Raw genomic sequence first — 17,612 nt, forward strand, 5'->3', positions numbered from 1 at the left:
TGAACTGCCCCCAAAAAGTTAGACACTATTTGGGGGCATTTTTATGGAAAGAAAAGTCAAGTACAATTGTGAATTTAAACTTCGTTGTGTAGAAGAAGTTATGAAAAGGCATAACTCGGTTAAAGGCACAGCTAGAGCAAACAAGATAGCTGAAAGCAACCTTACATGCTGGATTAGCCGCTATAATGAATTTGGAATTGAAGGTCTTTTACCAAGGCAGAAAAATAAAGTTTATACTGCAGACTTTAAATTAAAAGTAATACAAACCATTGAAAATAAGTCTTTATCTTTGGATGAAGCCTGCTTGATTTTCAAAATTCCAGCGCAGTCAACCATAATTAGCTGGCAAAGAAAATATGCAAAAGATGATTTGGCAGGCTTAGAACTTAAATCACGTGGCAGACCAGCAGTTATGAATTTTAAGAGAAAGCAACGAAAAACAGACAAACCTTTAACCAGGGAAGAGGAACTCTTAAAGGAGTTAGAGTACCTGCGCGCTGAGAACGAAATTCTAAAAAAGTTCAACGCCTTAGTTCAAGCCGAGCAAGCCAATCAAAACAAAAAGCTCAAACCATAATGGAATTAAGGCATAAGTATGATTTAGATCTTTTGCTAAATTGTATGAACATGGTTAGAAGTACGTATTATTACTATGAAAAGAAAGGTCAGGTAATCGATAAATATCAAGAGATAAAAGATTTAATTAAACAGATTTACAATTATCATAAGGGCAGGTTAGGATATAGACGTATTACTCTATTACTCAAAAAAGAGGGGATTTTAATTAATCACAAAACAGTGCTTCGATTAATGAAATTTTTAGGATTAAAAAGTCTAATCAGAATCAAGAAGTACAGATCGTATAAAGGAGAGCAGGGAAAAATAGCCCCTAATCTACTGCAGCGCAATTTTAAGGCTGATATACCTAATCAAAAATGGGCAACCGATGTGACTGAATTTAATGTTTCTGGCAATAAATTGTACTTATCGCCGATAATCGATCTGTTTAATGGAGAGATAATTAGCTATGAATTATCGCAAAGACCAGTGTTTAATCAAGTTTTAAATATGCTTGAAAAAGCATTTAAAAAAATACCCGATAATACTAATCTGACTCTGCATTCTGACCAAGGATGGCAGTATCAAATGATACAATATCAGCATTTATTAAAGAAAAAAGGAATTATGCAAAGCATGTCCAGAAAAGGCAATTGTCTTGATAATGCGATAATTGAAAACTTCTTTGGAATATTAAAATCAGAGTTGTTTTATCTAAAAAAATACACTTCCATTAATCAATTGAAACAAGAGATTATCGAGTATATAAATTATTATAATAATGACAGGATTAAACTTAATCTAAAAGGAATGAGCCCGATACAATATCGAGCTCATTATTATAAAACTTAATTATTAATTTGTCTAAACTTTTGGGTGCAGTCTATTTACTCATCCCTTTTTTTATATAGTTAAGAAAACCTTTGCCTCTTTGAAGCTTTGTCACTTTGTAACTATTTCTTATCAACTACCGGTCTATTCTCTCTATTAGCTAAATCCCACGCAAGTACAAAAGCAAGTTTTGTTCTTTTGGTTAAAGCATCGTATTCGATTTTTTGAGGTTCATCGCCTTTTCCGTGGTAATCTTCGTGAACTCCGTTAAAGAAGAAAATTGCCGGAATACCGTGTTTTGCGAAGTTATAATGGTCAGAACGCTCATAAAAATGATTTGGGTCTTTAGGATCATTAAATTTAAAATCTAAGTCCATTTTGATGTATTTCTCGTTTTGAGCCACAACCGCATTATGAAGATCAGATGATAACCTGTCGGCACCAATAACATACACATAATTATTAGTGTTTGCATGCTCAACATCACGACGTCCGATCATGTCGATATTGATATCAGCAATTGTGTTTGCAATTGGGAAAAGAGGGTTTTCTGAGTAAAAACGAGATCCGTGCAGTCCATGCTCTTCGCCAGTTACGTGCAAAAACAAAATAGAACGTTTTGGTCCGTGTCCTTGTTTTTTAGCCTTAGCAAAAGCTTTAGCCATTTCAATAACCGCTACAGTTCCAGAACCATCATCATCAGCTCCGTTGTAGACTTCGCCGTCTTTAATCCCTACGTGATCGTAGTGAGCAGAAATAACCAAAACTTCATCTGGTTTTTCAGAACCTTCGATGTAAGCCCAGATATTTTCTGAATCTGGTAAATTTTGATTACGTTTTGCATTTAAATAAGATGCCGGAATGTGCTGGTAAAAATCTGAAGCACCTTTTGGGAAAGAGATACCGCTTTTTTTGTATTGGTCAATCATATAAAGACCTGCTTTTTTTTGTCCCGCAGATCCGGTTTCACGACCTTCCATTTCATCTGAAGCCACAACATAAAGCATTGTTTTAAGGTCTTTTTCAGAGATAAGCTTGACATATTTAGAGGGATCTGAATTGACTTTGTTTGCTGCCGACTGCGTGTTTTTACATGAAAAAGCTGTTGCACCAATTAAAAATAAAATGAGTAATTTTTTCATTTCTTACTTGTTAGTGTAAATTAATAAATGTGTAAAGAATGTATAAAGTGAGTAAAAATAGAATAAAAAGAGAATTTATTATAAACAGTAAGAAACTTTTTATAAATGATACTATTCTGGACTCGCCATAAAAACGATGATGCGCCGGATAAAAGTAATAACACATCCAGACTGTTCCTGCAAAAGTCGTTAATCCGGAAACGTATGATAACGGACTGTCTTCTCCAAATAAACCTACAATCCTGTCAACTACAAACATAATGAGAAAGATAAGAAGGAGGAAGGAAAAATAATGAAGCGTAAAGATCCCGTGATCAAAATAATACCATCTTTTTTTGTTGTGAAAAAGCCACAGAAAAAAAGCAAAAAACGGCATAATGATAAATAAGATTTTCGGCAGATTATGAAAGAACGATTCAACGAACTTTTCATAAATCTCTTTTTTTGTATATTTTTCAGTTACGTGTATTGCTTTTTCAGAAAACCAATACGATGAGGCGTTCAGTTTCTCATTTTCTTTTCCATATTTTTGAATCGAATCAAGTTCTTTTATCGTCTTAAAATGAAAATACCTTTTGTCTTTCTTTTTATCTATACTTTCATTAGTTTTAGAAATTTCTTTGTTCAGCGCAGTTTCACTTTTATCAATTTTTTCGTTTATGTTGGCAGGGAACAGCGAAATCATTAAAAAAGTAATAAAACTTATAAAAATATAAAGACGAACCGGAGCAAGATATGACAAACGTTTTCCGGAAAGATATTCTTTAGTAAGCGTAGAAGGCTTAAAAAGAAGATTTTTTATTGTTTTCCAGAATGCATTTTCATAATGCGTTAAATCTTCAAAAAAGTGAATAAACAAATGATGAAAAGTTTTTCTGGAATCGCTGTTTTCCTGCCCGCAGTTTGGACAAAACTTTTGTTCAACAACATGCCTGCAGTTTAAACAGGTTTTGTCTTCTCTAATTTTGTTGTGTGACATTGGTTATTTTAGTTGGTTTTGGTTTGGTTATTTTTTGCCCTCCGATTATACGGGTTAAACAAATTTGTATAATCAGCGTCATCTGCGTGCTATAAAAAAGTATTATTTCTTAAGCACTTCATTTAAAAAAAGCTGTAAATGCTCAAAAGATCTTTTAGCAGCAACCGGGTTATAAGCAGCGCCTTTAGAATTGTCATTTCCAGCCTCCGGATTTGTGAATGAGTGCACTGAATTGGCATAATAAATCATCTGCCAGTCAGCTTTAGAATCATGCATTTCCTGCTGAAATGATGTAATTTCTTCTTTTGGCACAAACGGATCATCGGCTCCGTGACAAATTAAAACTTTGGCTGTAATAGGTTCCGTTTTTCTCCCAGCATCTTTTCCTAAACCTCCGTGAAAAGAAGCAATTCCTTTTACATTTAAATGACCGCGTGCTGCTTCAAGAACTCCAGTTCCCCCAAAACAGTAACCAATAGCCACGATATTATCTGCATTTGCTCCAGATTTAACTAATTCCTGCAAGGCAGCATTAATTCGTTTTTGATACGCTTCGTAATTTGTTTTATAGAAACCAGCTTGTTTTCCAGCCTCACCAGTATTTTTTGGATAATTTCCTTCTCCGTAAATATCAGCGATAAAAACATGGTAACCCAGTTTCGATAAATCTTCGGCAATTCCTTTAGAGGCATTGTCAATTCCAAGCCATGCCGGTAACAGCAAAATTCCTGGATTATTATTGCTTTTTTTAGCCGATTTAATAAATAAACCATTCAAAGTCTGGCTTCCTTCAGAATATTTTACGGGTTTTAGTTGTGCATTCATAGTAGTTGAAAACAATATTGCAGCGAAAATAAGTGTGATCGAATTTTTCATTTTTTACAATTTTTAACAAATATCTGAAATAAAATGTTACAAAAAAACCTCTCAAGCCATTTATTGAGAGGTTTATATTCTTAAAATTGAATGAAATTGAGATTCTTTATAAAGAGACATTTCTTTTAAAAGCGCATCCCAATTCGACCATAGAATCGGTTTTGGCAATTCCTGGAATATTGTCGATTTTATCGTATAATATTTTACGCATATGTTCGTGGTTTCGAGCAGTAATTTTAAGGTAAAGCGTAAACGAACCCGTTACAAAATAGCATTCTGTAATTTCGGGAATTTCTTTTAAAGCTTCAATAATTCTTTCAGAATCAGAATCCTTATTTAATGTAATTCCGGTAAAAGAAGCCCAGTCGTACCCAATTTGTTTTTCGTTTAAAATAGGTTTGATTCCTGTAATTATGCCCTGCTCAAATAAACGGTTTATACGCTGATGCACCATTGTATTCGAAATTTTCAAATTAGAAGCAATTGTCGAATAAGCAATTCGACCGTCTTTTTCTAACTCTTTGATGATTTTTACGTCAAATTCATCTAACATATCCATGCCGTTATTTTTAATTTCTGTAAAGATAAAAAAACTCTCAATTGAATTTGAAGCCAAATTTTTTAAAATGACTTAAAAATGCTTTGAAATAAGTTATATTTATTTTTTAAAACTAAAATAAGGTTAAAAATGTTTAATTTTTGCTATTAAATAAATAATTTTTATATTTTTGTTTCAGAAAAAATAAAATTATCATGGCAAATACTCAAGAAATACTTTCGTCAAAATCAGAAGTTTTGATTGAAAAAGAGAATAAATACGGAGCACATAACTATCATCCGCTTCCTGTAGTGTTAGAAAAAGGAGAAGGTGTTTATGTATGGGATGTTGACGGGAAAAGATATTATGACTTCTTATCTGCTTATTCTGCTGTAAATCAAGGACACTGCCATCCAAAAATTGTGAAAGCAATGATAGATCAGGCACAGACCTTAACGCTTACATCTCGTGCTTTTTACAATGATAAACTAGGAAACTACGAAGAATACGTTACAAAATATTTCGGTTTTGATAAAGTACTGCCAATGAATACAGGTGCAGAAGCTGTTGAAACTGCACTAAAAGTATCCAGAAAATGGGCTTATGAAGTAAAAGGAATTCCTGAAAATCAGGCGCAGATTATTGTATGTGAGAATAATTTTCACGGAAGAACAACGACAATCATTTCATTTTCTAACGACGAAACAGCCCGTAAAAACTTTGGTCCGTTTACAGATGGATTTATAAAAATTGAATACGATAATCTCGAAGCTCTTGAAAAAGCTTTAGAATCATCAAAAAATATTGCCGGATTTTTAGTTGAACCTATTCAGGGAGAAGCCGGAGTTTATGTGCCAAGTGAAGGATATTTAGCAAAAGCAAAAGCATTATGCGAAAAGCACAATGTTTTGTTTATTGCTGATGAGGTTCAAACCGGAATTGCACGTACCGGAAAATTATTAGCTGTTCACCACGAAAATGTACAGCCGGATATCCTGATTTTAGGAAAAGCTATTTCTGGCGGCGTTTATCCGGTTTCGGCAGTTTTATGTAATAATGAAATCATGAATGTTATCAAGCCGGGTCAGCATGGATCTACTTTTGGAGGAAATCCGGTTGCGGCAGCGGTTGCGATTGCAGCTCTTGAAGTGGTAAAAGACGAAAAATTAGCTGAAAATGCAGAACGCTTAGGAATTATTCTAAGAGAAGGATTAAATAAGATTGCCGAAAAGAATGACTTAATTACACTGGTTCGCGGTAAAGGACTTTTGAATGCGATTGTAATTAACAGCGGCGAAGATTCTGATTTGGCCTGGGAAATCTGCTTGAAATTTAGAGACAACGGATTACTGGCAAAACCAACACACGGAAACAAAATTAGATTTGCACCGCCATTGGTAATGACAGAAGAACAAATTAATGAATGTCTTGAAATTATCGAGAAATCTTTGAACGAGTTTAAAAACTAAATTGAGTTACAATTATAAAAGGTACAGCTGCAAAGAAATTTGCAGCTGTTTTTTTTTGCAAATTGGAATTATATAATGAAGTGTATTAATTATATAAATTTTAAATCAGGAACGTGAGTAGTTTTGAATGTCTTTAAAAAAGACCTGAAAATTTGTTTAACCTTATAAAAATTATTTCAGATGGCTTACGCAAATAATGATTTAACACGCTTTTTAGACGCACAGAACAAACTTTATCTTACGGCTTACTCCGAATTACAAAAAGGAAAAAAAGAAACACATTGGATGTGGTTTATTTTTCCGCAGATAAAAGGTTTAGGAAAAAGTACGATTGCTAAATATTATGCTCTTGCAGATTTAAAAGAGGCAGAAGATTTTCTAAATCATCCTATTTTAGCCAAACATCTAATTGAAATTTGCAAGGTTTTATTAGAATATAAAACAAAATCGATTGAAGCAATTTTGGGTGAATTAAATGCACGAAAACTTCGTTCCTCAATGACGCTTTTTTCTCAAACAGAAAATGCAGATCCTATATTTCAGGAAATATTAGATGTATTTTTCTTAGGGTTTTCAGACCCGCTTACTTTAGCAAGTATTGCAGAACCAATAGAAATTGCCATGGCATCTTAATTTTACAATTTAAGAGCGCTCTGAAGGAGTAAAATATTTTCTATAAATATTTTATCCTTCTCAGCATACAGCGCCAGCGAGGCGGTATATTTTTGCAGCCAATATATTTCGCAATTTATTTCTATAAATATTCAGCTTCTCCGAAGCCATTTTTATGGATAATAAATGCCTTCTATAAATATTCAACTTCTCCGAAGCCATATTTAAAATGGCTGTTATTTTACTTTCTTACTATTTATATATTAAAAAAGCGATTGTCCTAAAACAATCGCTTTGGTTTATAATTACTTAAAATATCAAAAAAAGTAATTATTTCGAGAGAACAAAATCTCTTTATTTTTAGAATCTCACTTTTTTAAGTTCCCAAATGGTTTTAATAAAAGTATCGACATCTTCGGTTGTATTATAAAATGCTAATGACGGACGAACAGTCGTTTCAACACCCATTCTTCTTAAAATAGGCTGTGCGCAATGATGTCCGGTTCGCACCGCAACACCTTCTTTATTTAGAGCCTGTCCAAGCTGATCGTTTGAATAACCTTGTAAATTAAAAGACAATACACTGGCTTTATCTTTGGCAGTTCCAATCAATCGTACACCCGGAATTTCTTTCAATAATTTTGTGGCATATTCTAACAAATAATGCTCATATTGACCAATAGCTTCGATTCCTAATTTGGTGACATAATCTATTGCCGCGCCAAGACCAATGGCATCGGCAATATTTCCGGTTCCGGCTTCAAAACGATTGGGTGCTTTGTGGTATTTTATTTCCTCAAAAGTCACATCCTGAATCATGTTGCCGCCAGATTGATACGGCTGCATTTCGTTTAGTAAGTCTTCTTTTCCGTACAAAGCTCCAATTCCCGTTGGACCAAATAACTTGTGTCCAGAGAAAACCAGCCAGTCCGGATTTAAATGCTGAACATCGACTTTCATGTGCGAAACCGATTGTGCACCGTCAATTAAAACTTTTGCTCCGGCAGCGTGTGCCATTTCGACTATTTTTTTTGCAGGCGTTACCGTTCCTAAAGCATTTGAAACTTGAGTAAAAGCAACCAAACGTGTTTTTGAGTTGAGCAGTTTTGCATATTCATCCAGCAGAATCTGACCATCGTCATCAACAGGAATTACTCTTAGTTTTAAGCCTTTTTTATCAGCAAGACGTTTCCACGGAACAATATTCGCATGATGCTCCAGATTACTCACAATAATTTCATCGCCGGAATTTAAATTCTGTTCGCCCCAGGTCGAAGCCACCAGATTTATTCCTTCTGTTGCGCCTCTCACAAAAACAATTTCGTTTACAGAACCAGCATTTAAAAAAGTTTTCACTTTTTCACGTGCTGCTTCATACGCATCAGAGGCACGCGCCGCTAGTTCATGTGCTGCACGATGAATATTTGAATTTTCATGTTCATAGAAATACGCAATTCTATCAATAACTGATTGCGGTTTCTGTGTTGTTGCTGCATTATCAAACCAAACTAAAGGCTTTCCGTTTACTGTTTCTCTCAAAATCGGGAAATCCTTTTTTACCAGTGAAGCATCAAAATGATGTCCTTTAAAAAGCTTGATTTCTTTATGATCGAAAGAATTTCCAACTATAAGATCTGTACTTCTTTTATCAAATGCAAAAGGATTCTGATCTAAAAAATAATACGAATTTGCTGTTTCATTTCCGTTTAAAGGAAATTCTTCACGTTTTTTAAACTGAGTATCAACAGATGCCAAAGCCGCCTGCAATTCGATCTCAAAAGAAGAATTTTCAGCTTGAAAAGGCAGATATTGATGGTTCAGTGAAAAACCCGAAAAAAGACTTTCTTCATTCAATTGAGGGGAATTCCCGTTTTTTAAATTTGAATCATAAAACCCATTATGCGGATTGTTGATATTTAAATCATGGTTTTCCTGAACTCCCGAAGACGAATTTCTGTTTTGCGGATTAAATCCTGCTCCGGCATTTGGGTATAAAGCTGATGCTCCATTTCCATAATGTATTACAGAAGGAGAAGCTCCAAAACCGCTGAATGAAGGAGGCGCCGGCGGTACACTTGACGGACTCACCACAGGAATATGACCAAACTGATCACTGTTTCCGGCATGTAAAATCGTTTCCGCAATTTTTGCCGCTCGTGGATGTTCGGCTTTATCCGGACTTAATGAAATTTCTTTTGGAAACTCATTCGGTAAAGCTTTAAACAACTCGTTTGCTAAATTTTGCAGATCGTCGATGTTTGGTAAACCGTTGTTGTTAATATTTGTACTCATGATACTTTCCTATTTCTACATCTTCTAAAACAGCAATAGCATCATCTACCAAAATAGCCAAAGAACAATACAGCGATACTAAATACGAAGCAATGGCTTTTTCATTAATTCCCATAAAACGAACCGATAATCCAGGAGATTGTTCGCCTTGTAATCCCGGCTGGATTAATCCGATAACGCCCTGACGGCTTTCGCCTGTTCTTAAAAGAATGATTTTTGATTTTCCTTTTACGATTGGCAATTTATCAGATGGAATAAGCGGAATTCCTCTCCAGGTTAAAAACTGGGATCCAAATAAAGAAGTTGTTGGAGGCGGAACACCACGACGTGTACATTCGCGTCCAAAAGCAGCAATTGCAAGCGGATGCAGTAAAAAGAATCCAGGTTCTTTCCAGACTTTTGTCAGCAATTCATCTAAATCATCCGGAGTTGGTGCTCCTGTTCTGGTTTTTATAATTTGAGACGGCGCAACGTTGCTCAATAATCCGTAATCTTTGTTGTTGATTAATTCGCTTTCCTGACGCTCTTTGATGGTTTCGATTGCCAGACGAAGCTGTTCAGAAATTTGGTTATACGGCTTGCTGTACAAATCAGAAACGCGGGTATGAACATCAACAATAGTTTGTACGGCTGCCAGATTGTATTCTCTTGGATTTTCGATATAATCTACGAAAGTGTTAGGTAAAACTCTTTCGTCGCGGGCAGAACAATCGACTTCAATATGGTTTGCATTTTTAACTTTATTTAAACGAAACACTCCTGATTCTACAGGAACCCAATGCAAAAGATGCGTTAACCAGCGCGGTGTAATAGTGCCAATTTGAGGAACGGTACGAGTTGCGATTGCTAATTGTCTTGCTGCAACATCGCCCAATGCGGTCTGTTGTTTTTGTAAATCTGCCATAGTTTTAAGGTTTTTTGGTTAATTTTTATTTTTTTAAACAATTCTAAGATTTAATTCTTAAAATTACGAGTTTTATTTTGTTGTAATGTTTTGGTATTTAGTTTTTTATGAGAAAAAATCGAATAGTTCTTCTACAGAAAGATAACGTTCTCCGGTATCATAATTAAAAGTCAGGATTACGGCATCTTCCGGAATATTTTTTATTTTTTTAGAAACCGCTGCTAATGCTGCTCCAGTAGAAATTCCTCCAAAAATGCCTTCCTCTTTTGCTATTTTTTTAGCAAATGAAAAAGCATCATTTTTTTCGATCGTTACAATTTCATCTACATATTCACGGTTAAAAACTTCAGGAATAAATCCTGCGCCAATTCCCTGTAATGGATGAGGAGCAGCAATACCGCCGCTTAAAACTGGCGAAAGGGCAGGCTCTACTGCAATTGTTTTTAGATTTGGAAAATGCTGTTTCAAAATTTTAGAAACTCCGGTAATATGTCCGCCTGTACCAACTCCTGTGATCAAATAATCAATACCGTCTGGAAAATCGGCCAGAATTTCCTGTGCCGTTGTTCTTTCGTGAACTTCAACATTGGCTCTATTGGTAAATTGAGAAGGCAGAAAAGAGTTTTTAATAGTCGATGCCAGTTCATTTGCTTTTTCAACCGCTCCCGAAGTTCCTTTTTCCCTCGGTGTCAATACATATTCGGCACCATAAGCTTCGATAATTTTTCGGCGTTCAACACTCATTGATTCCGGCATTACAATAATTACTTTATACCCTTTTACGGCTGCCACTAACGAAAGCCCAATTCCGGTATTGCCGGATGTTGGCTCAATAATAATAGAATCCGGATTTAAAAGTCCTTTTTTCTCTGCATCTTCAATCATAGCCAGAGCAATTCTGTCTTTGATACTCGATCCCGGATTTGATTTTTCTAATTTAATCCATACTTCATGGGTTTTAAAAAGCTTATTGAGCTTAATGTGCGGCGTATTGCCAATGGTTTCTAAAATGTTTTGATATTTCATGTGTTTGATATTTTTAAACTTCAATTATTGAGTAATTTAAACACATAGAAACATAGAATTTCGACAGTTAAAAAAAGACGTTTCACTTGCATTAACTTATCCCGATAGCTATCGAGACTATGTGTGATGACCTGTCATCTTTTTAATCTTTATCTCAAGAAAAAAGATCTATGTTTCTATGTGTTTAAATTAATAATTTTATTTTTTCAGTGCCGCACCGCCCGGCATTGTTTCTGGTTTTAGTTTGAATTTGCTGTATTCCACAACTCCCGTTTTGTCTGCCCATTCAAAATACGAAGCCGAAAGTTTGTTTACGATTCCCGGATTCTGCTGTGCTACATTTGTAGTTTCGCCTCGGTCTTTTTCAAGATCATACAATTCCCATTCGTAAGAAGGATAAATTGAAACCAACTTCCATTTTCCATCGCGAACAGCTCTGTTTCCAGCTCTTTCCCAAAATAATGGTGCGCCTCTGTCGACCTGTGAAACATTATTAAATAAAACAGGTAACAAACTTTTTCCAGCCAGGGCGTTTGTCGTCACACCATTATATTCTTTTGGGTATTCAATTCCGGCTAGTTCATAAAAAGTAGGAGCGAGGTCAATAATGTGTCCGGTTCCTTTATCAATTCTTCCCGCTTTGATTTTTGACGGATACCAGGCAATAAACGGCGAACTAAAACCGCCTTCGTGCATATTGTTTTTATATTGCTGCAACGGAGTATTGGATAAGTAAGCCCAGTTTTGTTCCTGATAATCAAATGAACCCGAAGTTCCAACTGGTCCATCATTTCGAACCAAACCTCTTCCCAGCGGATTATATGTATTGAATCCGCCTTGTGCGCCGTTGTCTGATATGAAAATAATCAGCGTATTTTTGTCTTTTTTCAAAGCTTTTAATTTGTCAAGAACTTTACCCACATTTTGGTCCATATTGTCGACCATTGCAGCGTAAACTTCCATTTTAGCTTTCCAGAATTGCTTTTCGTCATACGTTAGTTTATTCCATTCCGGAACTTCAGGATCTCTTGGCGATATAGTCTGGTCTGCCGGTAAAATGCCGTTTGCTTTTAGTTTCTGAATTCTTTTTTCTCTTAAAACATCCCAGCCTTCGTCAAATTTTCCTCTGTATTTGGCAATATCAATAGGTTTTGCCTGCAGCGGCCAGTGAGGTGCGGTAAAGGCTAAGTATAAAAAGAAAGGTTTATTTTCTTTGTTTTGCTCATCTAAAAAAGTCACTGCATTATTTCCAATTTCATCTGTAAAATAATATGAATCATCTTTTGGATGCAGTTCTTCGTTATTGCGGATTAATTTTACCGGATAAGGTGTTTTTCCAAATGGAAGCGGTTTGGTGTCAAAATAGTTTGAAGCGCCTTTTAAGATTCCGTAAAATTTATCAAAACCTCTTTGATTCGGCCATTGCGCCTGATCTTCAGAACCCACGTGCCATTTTCCGGATAAAAGTGTGCTGTAACCGCCAGATCGGAAAACTTCTCCAAGCGTTAAAGATTCTTTGTTTAAGTAGCCCTGATAAGCCGGTAGACCTAAATTTACATCAAAAAATCCAACTCCAGCTTTATGCTGATATTGTCCGGTTAGTAGAGAAGCCCTTGTTGGCGCACAAATCGAATTGTTGTAAAATTCGCGTAAACGTAAACCTTCTGAAGCCAGTTTATCGAGATTTGGAGTTTTAATTTCTGAACCATAATTTCCTAAATCTGAATATCCCATATCGTCAACCAAAATCAGGATAATATTGGGTTTCGTTTCGGTTTGAGCATTTGACTCGTGAGAAGTGAAAGCTCCGGTTAAAAGAATGGAAAACAGAAGTTTTGTAATTTTTGTATTCATTGTAATGTACTTTTTTGTGTGTTGTTTTTTGTTTTTGTAAGTGATAAATGTTCTTTAAATCAGGTCATTTCTGTTGCCGCAGAAATGACCTTTTGTAATCAAAAAGAATGTTAGTTTGTCGTCTCCATTTTCATTTTTGATTTAGTATAGCGTAATAACTTTTGAAGCACAGGCTTCAAATGAAATTTCAATAGAATTTGAGATAGATGCAGTTCGTCTTTAGGTGTCCCGATTTTAATTTTAAACCGATTGAAAGCGAACATAAATGGAAGAATTAACAACAGCTGCACATATAACAAGAAGCGTTATAAGTGTTTTTTTTACGAAGAATGTGAAACGTATTGTGTACTGCTGTTTTCAAAATGTAAGTTTTTAATTTTAAACTCTACTAATTCTATAGACAAAGTTATATTTAATATTGTAAAAACCAAATTATTCTTTACTTTTTTTGAATAAAAGATGTGATGTAATTAGGGTATAGGTATGTTTTTAGGTTGTAATTTGTTGTTTTTTAAAGTTTTAGTTGTCTGTAAGATACAAAGCATGTCATTGCGAGGAATGAAGCAATCTCATTTGTTTAATCAAGCTTTGCAGCTAATTGTTAATGTGACTGCTTCGTTCCTCGCAATGACTTAGCGTGCTTAGCGTAAAACTTAGCGCCCTTTGCGGTTCAACTACTACCCAAAAAGCAAAAATGCAATAATCAATGTAACAATCACATTGAATAACTGTGCAATTAAAAAAGCATATAATGGTATACGGCTGTTATTGCTCAATAAATCTTTAAAATTGGTTTCTAAACCTATGCTTGTAAAAGCCAGTGCAAACCAAATTCCCTGAAGGTTTTTTAAACTGTCTTTAACGCTGTCTCTGGTTTCTGGCGTAATTAAAAATGAAAAGAGGAGAGAAGCAGCAATAAATCCGATTACGAATTTTGGGAAACGCTCCCAGATTACTTTTAAAGTTGGTTTGGATTCGACAGCTTCCGATGTTGTATTATGCGAATACGTCCAATAAACCGAAATGGCAAAAGCAGCTAATCCGAGTAAAACGTTTTGAGAGAATTTTACAATTGTACTGATTTTTAAAGCCGTTTCGCCAACCAAAGTTCCAGAGGCCACAACAGCTCCAGATGTGTCGATACTGCCTCCCAGCCAGGCTCCGGTTACTTCTTCGGGAAAATTGAAGTATCTGGCAATAATAGGCATGAAAATCATCATGGGAATTGCGGTTACCAAAACAATTGAAATAACGTATGATAATTTTTTAGAATCGCCTTTTATCGCGCCCGATGTTGCAATTGCTGCAGAAACACCGCAGATAGAAACAGCACTAGAAATCATCATTGTGAGTTCATCGTCGACTTTTAATTTTCGGCAAAGCCAAAAGGCAAAATACCAGACAGATATAACAACAACCAATGCCTGTATTAAGCCTAATGATCCTGCCTTTAAAATATCTGAAAAAATAACACTGGTTCCCAATAAAACCAGTCCAATTTTTACAAAAACTTCTGTAGAAAGTGCAGAGTGAAACCATTCCGGAAGTTTGAAAAAGTTGCCAATGGCCAAACCAATTATCAAGCTAAAAATTACAGCTTCGAGATTGATCGATTTTACGACCGAATTTCCAGCCAGAATAAGAGCAGCTAATGTTAAGATATATACTACAGGAAAAGTAAATAGAAAATATCTTACAGGCCTTCCAATCAAAAAAGTACCCAGCGTACCAATGGAAATAAAATATATAAATTGAATTAAAAGAATTTCAAGGTTTTGAAGATCGAATACTTTTGCTTGTAAATCGGCAGTGTTTGACCAGTTAAAAACAGGAACTTCGGGAAGAAATATAAAAAGTGAAATACCGATGATTATAAATCCCAGAATTACAACGGTCCAGTCTTCGTGGATATTAAATTTTTTAGATTGAGTTGACATATTTTTGATTTGATTATTCTAAGAATTATTGATTCTAAGATTTTATTTCAATTGCCTCGAGCTTTATCTGGAGATAACCAATTTGCAAACAGAAAAGGCATTAGCCAGATAAAAAATTTGGCTAAAGCCTTCTTTACTTTTAATTTTTAAAACCTCCAGCTAAAGCTGGAGGCAATTTATTTTTGATATGAATGTTAAACCTGTCGGGTTTGTTATGTTTAATTACAAATCAACAAAGTATTTTTGTTTACCAAAGTCGAATTCATAATAAGTTAAATTAGGCCATAAAGGTTTAATTAATCCTTTTTCCCAGTTTTGTAAAGCAGTTTGTAATTCTTTTACTTTTTCAGGATTTTTTGAAGCCAGATCCGTAGTTTCAGATTTGTCTTTGGCTAAATTGTATAACCAGGTTTCATGGGTTTTACCGCTGATGATTAATTTCCAGTCACCGCTTCTAATGGCTTTTGCATCGCCGGAACGCCAGTATAAATTTTGATGTGCTTCTTTGTTGTTATTGACAACATCAACTAAATCGACTCCGTCGTAAACTCGGTCTTTTGGCAAGCCTGAATGCGTAACAGCTGCAATCGTGCTGAAAATATCCAGTGAACTTACAGGTGTTTTATAAATAGTATGCGGTTTGATTTTTCCTTTCCACGAAAGTGCAAACGGAACATTTACACCGCCTTCAAAATGAGAAAATTTGCCTCCTTTTAATGGTGCATTTGTTGTCGCATAAGTATAATCGGCACCGCCGTTGTCGCTGGCGAAGAAAATTAAGGTGTTTTCTTCCAGACCTTCTTTTTTAACTTTTGCCCTGATTCTTCCAATAGCATCATCAAGAGCGCTGATCATGGCAAAATAAACACGTTTGTTTTCGTCTTTTACATTCGGGAAACGATCGTAATATTTTTTACGAACCTGAAACGGCGTGTGCGGCGCATTAAATGGAACGTAAAGCAAAAACGGTTTGTTTTTGTTTTTATCGATAAAAGCTTCGGCTTCTTCTGCAAATTTTTCAGTCAGGTATTTCTTTTCGTCAATAATGGTGCTGTCACGGCGGATTTGTCCAGTTCCTACACGGCCATTACCCCAAATTGTTTTATCGGTAAAATCGGTATGGTGATGGTTGATAATATCCGGATTATTATCTTCCGGCGCAAAAAGCGAAAACGCCTGATAAAAGCCGTAATGATAATCGAAGCCTCGGTCTAAAGGAAAAAATCCTTTGTTGTGCCCTAAATGCCATTTTCCGATAATGGCGGTACTGTAACCTTGTTTTTTTGCTAAATCAGCAAAAGTAATTTCAGATTTTGGAAGTCCCTGAGTAGCGATTGAGGCATCGTTTGGATATTCAATTTTTGGATTTAAACGCCAGCTGTTTGTATTGAGAAGATACTTAAAAGCATAATATTCTAAGTTGTTTTTAGGATATCGGTCTCCGGGCTGATATTCATGTCCGAAACGTTCCTGATAACGCCCCGTTAACAATCCGGCGCGTGAAGGCGAACAAATAGAAGATGAAACATAGCCGTCTGTAAAAGTTACGCCAGATGCAGCAAGTGAATCAATTTGTGGCGTCGGCGTTGATTTTCCGCCATATAAAGAGATATCATATTTGCCTAAATCATCGGCAAGGAGAATGATAATGTTGGGCTTTTTTTCTGAAGCTGCAGAAGTATCTTTCTGGGATAGAAATGCAGCTTTTCCTTCGGCTAATTTTTGGTCGGGTTGTATTAACGTTCCATCGGTATTAATGGGCCAGAATAAAAATGCTGCCAGAATAAGAAGCACTATTAAAATGGATATTACAATTTTGGTTATTTTTTTATAGACTGCCATTATGGTTAGTTTAGTTTTGAATTAAGTTTATTTAGAAGCCAGAGCCACATCAACATCTTTTTTTAAATCGTTGAAACCGTCTTTTTTGAAAACAATTTTGCCATTTTGATATAATATCAGAGTTGGAAAAACTTTAATGGTTTTTAAATCGGCAATTACCTGCGGACTGGTTTCGAGGTCAATTTCTACGATTTTTAAATTCTCTCCGTATTGTGTTTTGATCGTTTCTAAAACGGGTTTTACTTTTGTGCACGCACTGCAGTATTTCGATCCAATGTCGACCAAAACAGTTTTGTTGTCAGCAACGATTTTATTGTATTCTGTAAGGGTTAATTTGCTTTTGGAACTGGCATAAAAAGGTTTCCCGTTTCCAATCCAGTTGGCAATACCGCCTTCCAGACTATAGGCTTCTTTAAAACCGTTTTTTAATAATTCATCGGCGAGCCAAACGCTTCTTCCTGCTCCAATGGAGTAGGTGAAAACAGGTTTTGATTTGTCTAGTTTTGCAACTTGTTCGGCATAATTTTTTGATTCTAAATTGAAGTTTACTGCGCCGTTAATATGGTTTAACGCAAATTCTTCGGGACCTCGCGCATCAATTATCTGCGGCTTTTTTTCTGCCTGAATTTTGCTGTAGAAAATATCAAGCGAAACGGTATTGGAGCTTTTATTCTGCGAAAATGCTGTGATTGCAAAAAGCAAAATCAAGGCTGTAATGCTGTTTTTGATTTTATTATTTTTCATAATGAAAA

14 protein-coding genes are annotated in these 17,612 nt (G+C 35.4%); 3 read left to right on the forward strand and 11 right to left on the reverse strand.

Features of this window, described 5'->3' with window-relative positions; translation table 11 throughout:
* Positions 1–43: 43 nt before the first annotated feature.
* A protein-coding gene (locus ACTJIW_RS22750) for an IS3 family transposase (RefSeq protein WP_440718436.1) occupies positions 44–1,410 on the forward strand; the annotation gives its coding sequence in 2 pieces (ribosomal slippage) (positions 44–512 and positions 512–1,410; 1,368 coding nt in all).
* A 101-nt stretch (positions 1,411–1,511) separates the two neighbouring features.
* On the opposite strand, the gene ACTJIW_RS22755 is transcribed toward ACTJIW_RS22750, so the two are convergent.
* The 4 genes from ACTJIW_RS22755 to ACTJIW_RS22770 all read right to left on the reverse strand — a co-directional run bounded on the left by ACTJIW_RS22755 (position 1,512) and on the right by ACTJIW_RS22770 (position 4,945).
* The gene (locus tag ACTJIW_RS22755) at positions 1,512–2,531 is read right to left on the reverse strand and encodes a M28 family peptidase (protein ID WP_440715886.1); all 1,020 of its coding nucleotides are present in this window, start codon (positions 2,529–2,531) and stop codon (positions 1,512–1,514) included.
* 10 nt (positions 2,532–2,541) lie between these two features.
* Entirely contained in the window at positions 2,542–3,510 is a 969-nt protein-coding gene (locus ACTJIW_RS22760) for a DUF3667 domain-containing protein (protein ID WP_012026625.1), read from the reverse strand.
* 102 nt (positions 3,511–3,612) lie between these two features.
* On the reverse strand, positions 3,613–4,386 hold the full coding sequence (locus ACTJIW_RS22765; RefSeq protein WP_440715885.1) for a dienelactone hydrolase family protein: 774 nt from the start codon (positions 4,384–4,386) through the stop codon (positions 3,613–3,615).
* Positions 4,387–4,492: 106 nt separating this feature from the next.
* The gene (locus ACTJIW_RS22770; RefSeq protein WP_012026623.1) at positions 4,493–4,945 is read right to left on the reverse strand and encodes an Lrp/AsnC family transcriptional regulator; all 453 of its coding nucleotides are present in this window, start codon (positions 4,943–4,945) and stop codon (positions 4,493–4,495) included.
* 194 nt (positions 4,946–5,139) lie between these two features.
* On the opposite strand from ACTJIW_RS22770, the gene rocD reads away from it, so the two are divergent.
* Entirely contained in the window at positions 5,140–6,393 is a 1,254-nt protein-coding gene (gene rocD, locus ACTJIW_RS22775; RefSeq protein WP_149206626.1) for an ornithine--oxo-acid transaminase, read from the forward strand.
* 180 nt (positions 6,394–6,573) lie between these two features.
* The gene (locus ACTJIW_RS22780; protein WP_433812821.1) at positions 6,574–7,026 is read left to right on the forward strand and encodes a DUF1810 domain-containing protein; all 453 of its coding nucleotides are present in this window, start codon (positions 6,574–6,576) and stop codon (positions 7,024–7,026) included.
* A gap of 339 nt (positions 7,027–7,365) precedes the next feature.
* On the opposite strand, the gene ACTJIW_RS22785 is transcribed toward ACTJIW_RS22780, so the two are convergent.
* The 7 genes from ACTJIW_RS22785 to ACTJIW_RS22815 all read right to left on the reverse strand — a co-directional run bounded on the left by ACTJIW_RS22785 (position 7,366) and on the right by ACTJIW_RS22815 (position 17,604).
* On the reverse strand, positions 7,366–9,297 hold the full coding sequence (locus tag ACTJIW_RS22785; protein WP_440715884.1) for a family 2A encapsulin nanocompartment cargo protein cysteine desulfurase: 1,932 nt from the start codon (positions 9,295–9,297) through the stop codon (positions 7,366–7,368).
* Positions 9,281–10,201, reverse strand: a complete 921-nt coding sequence (locus tag ACTJIW_RS22790; RefSeq protein WP_012026619.1) for a family 2A encapsulin nanocompartment shell protein — start codon at positions 10,199–10,201, stop codon at positions 9,281–9,283. Before ACTJIW_RS22790 ends, ACTJIW_RS22785 begins: the two co-directional genes overlap by 17 nt.
* Positions 10,202–10,306: 105 nt before the next feature.
* Positions 10,307–11,227, reverse strand: a complete 921-nt coding sequence (cysK, locus tag ACTJIW_RS22795; RefSeq protein WP_440715883.1) for a cysteine synthase A — start codon at positions 11,225–11,227, stop codon at positions 10,307–10,309.
* A gap of 198 nt (positions 11,228–11,425) precedes the next feature.
* Positions 11,426–13,081, reverse strand: coding sequence for an arylsulfatase (locus ACTJIW_RS22800; protein ID WP_440715882.1), 1,656 nt, complete (start codon positions 13,079–13,081; stop codon positions 11,426–11,428).
* A gap of 677 nt (positions 13,082–13,758) precedes the next feature.
* Positions 13,759–15,018 (reverse strand): YeiH family protein, encoded by a 1,260-nt coding sequence (locus ACTJIW_RS22805; RefSeq protein ID WP_440715881.1) that lies wholly within the window; start codon positions 15,016–15,018, stop codon positions 13,759–13,761.
* Between the two features lie 222 nt (positions 15,019–15,240).
* Positions 15,241–16,860, reverse strand: a complete 1,620-nt coding sequence (locus ACTJIW_RS22810) for a sulfatase-like hydrolase/transferase (protein WP_121360567.1) — start codon at positions 16,858–16,860, stop codon at positions 15,241–15,243.
* A gap of 27 nt (positions 16,861–16,887) precedes the next feature.
* Positions 16,888–17,604, reverse strand: a complete 717-nt coding sequence (locus ACTJIW_RS22815; protein ID WP_440715880.1) for a thioredoxin domain-containing protein — start codon at positions 17,602–17,604, stop codon at positions 16,888–16,890.
* Positions 17,605–17,612 lie beyond the last annotated feature (8 nt).

The organism is Flavobacterium sp. 22659 (genome assembly GCF_052044235.1).
Lineage (GTDB): Bacteria > Bacteroidota > Bacteroidia > Flavobacteriales > Flavobacteriaceae > Flavobacterium > Flavobacterium johnsoniae.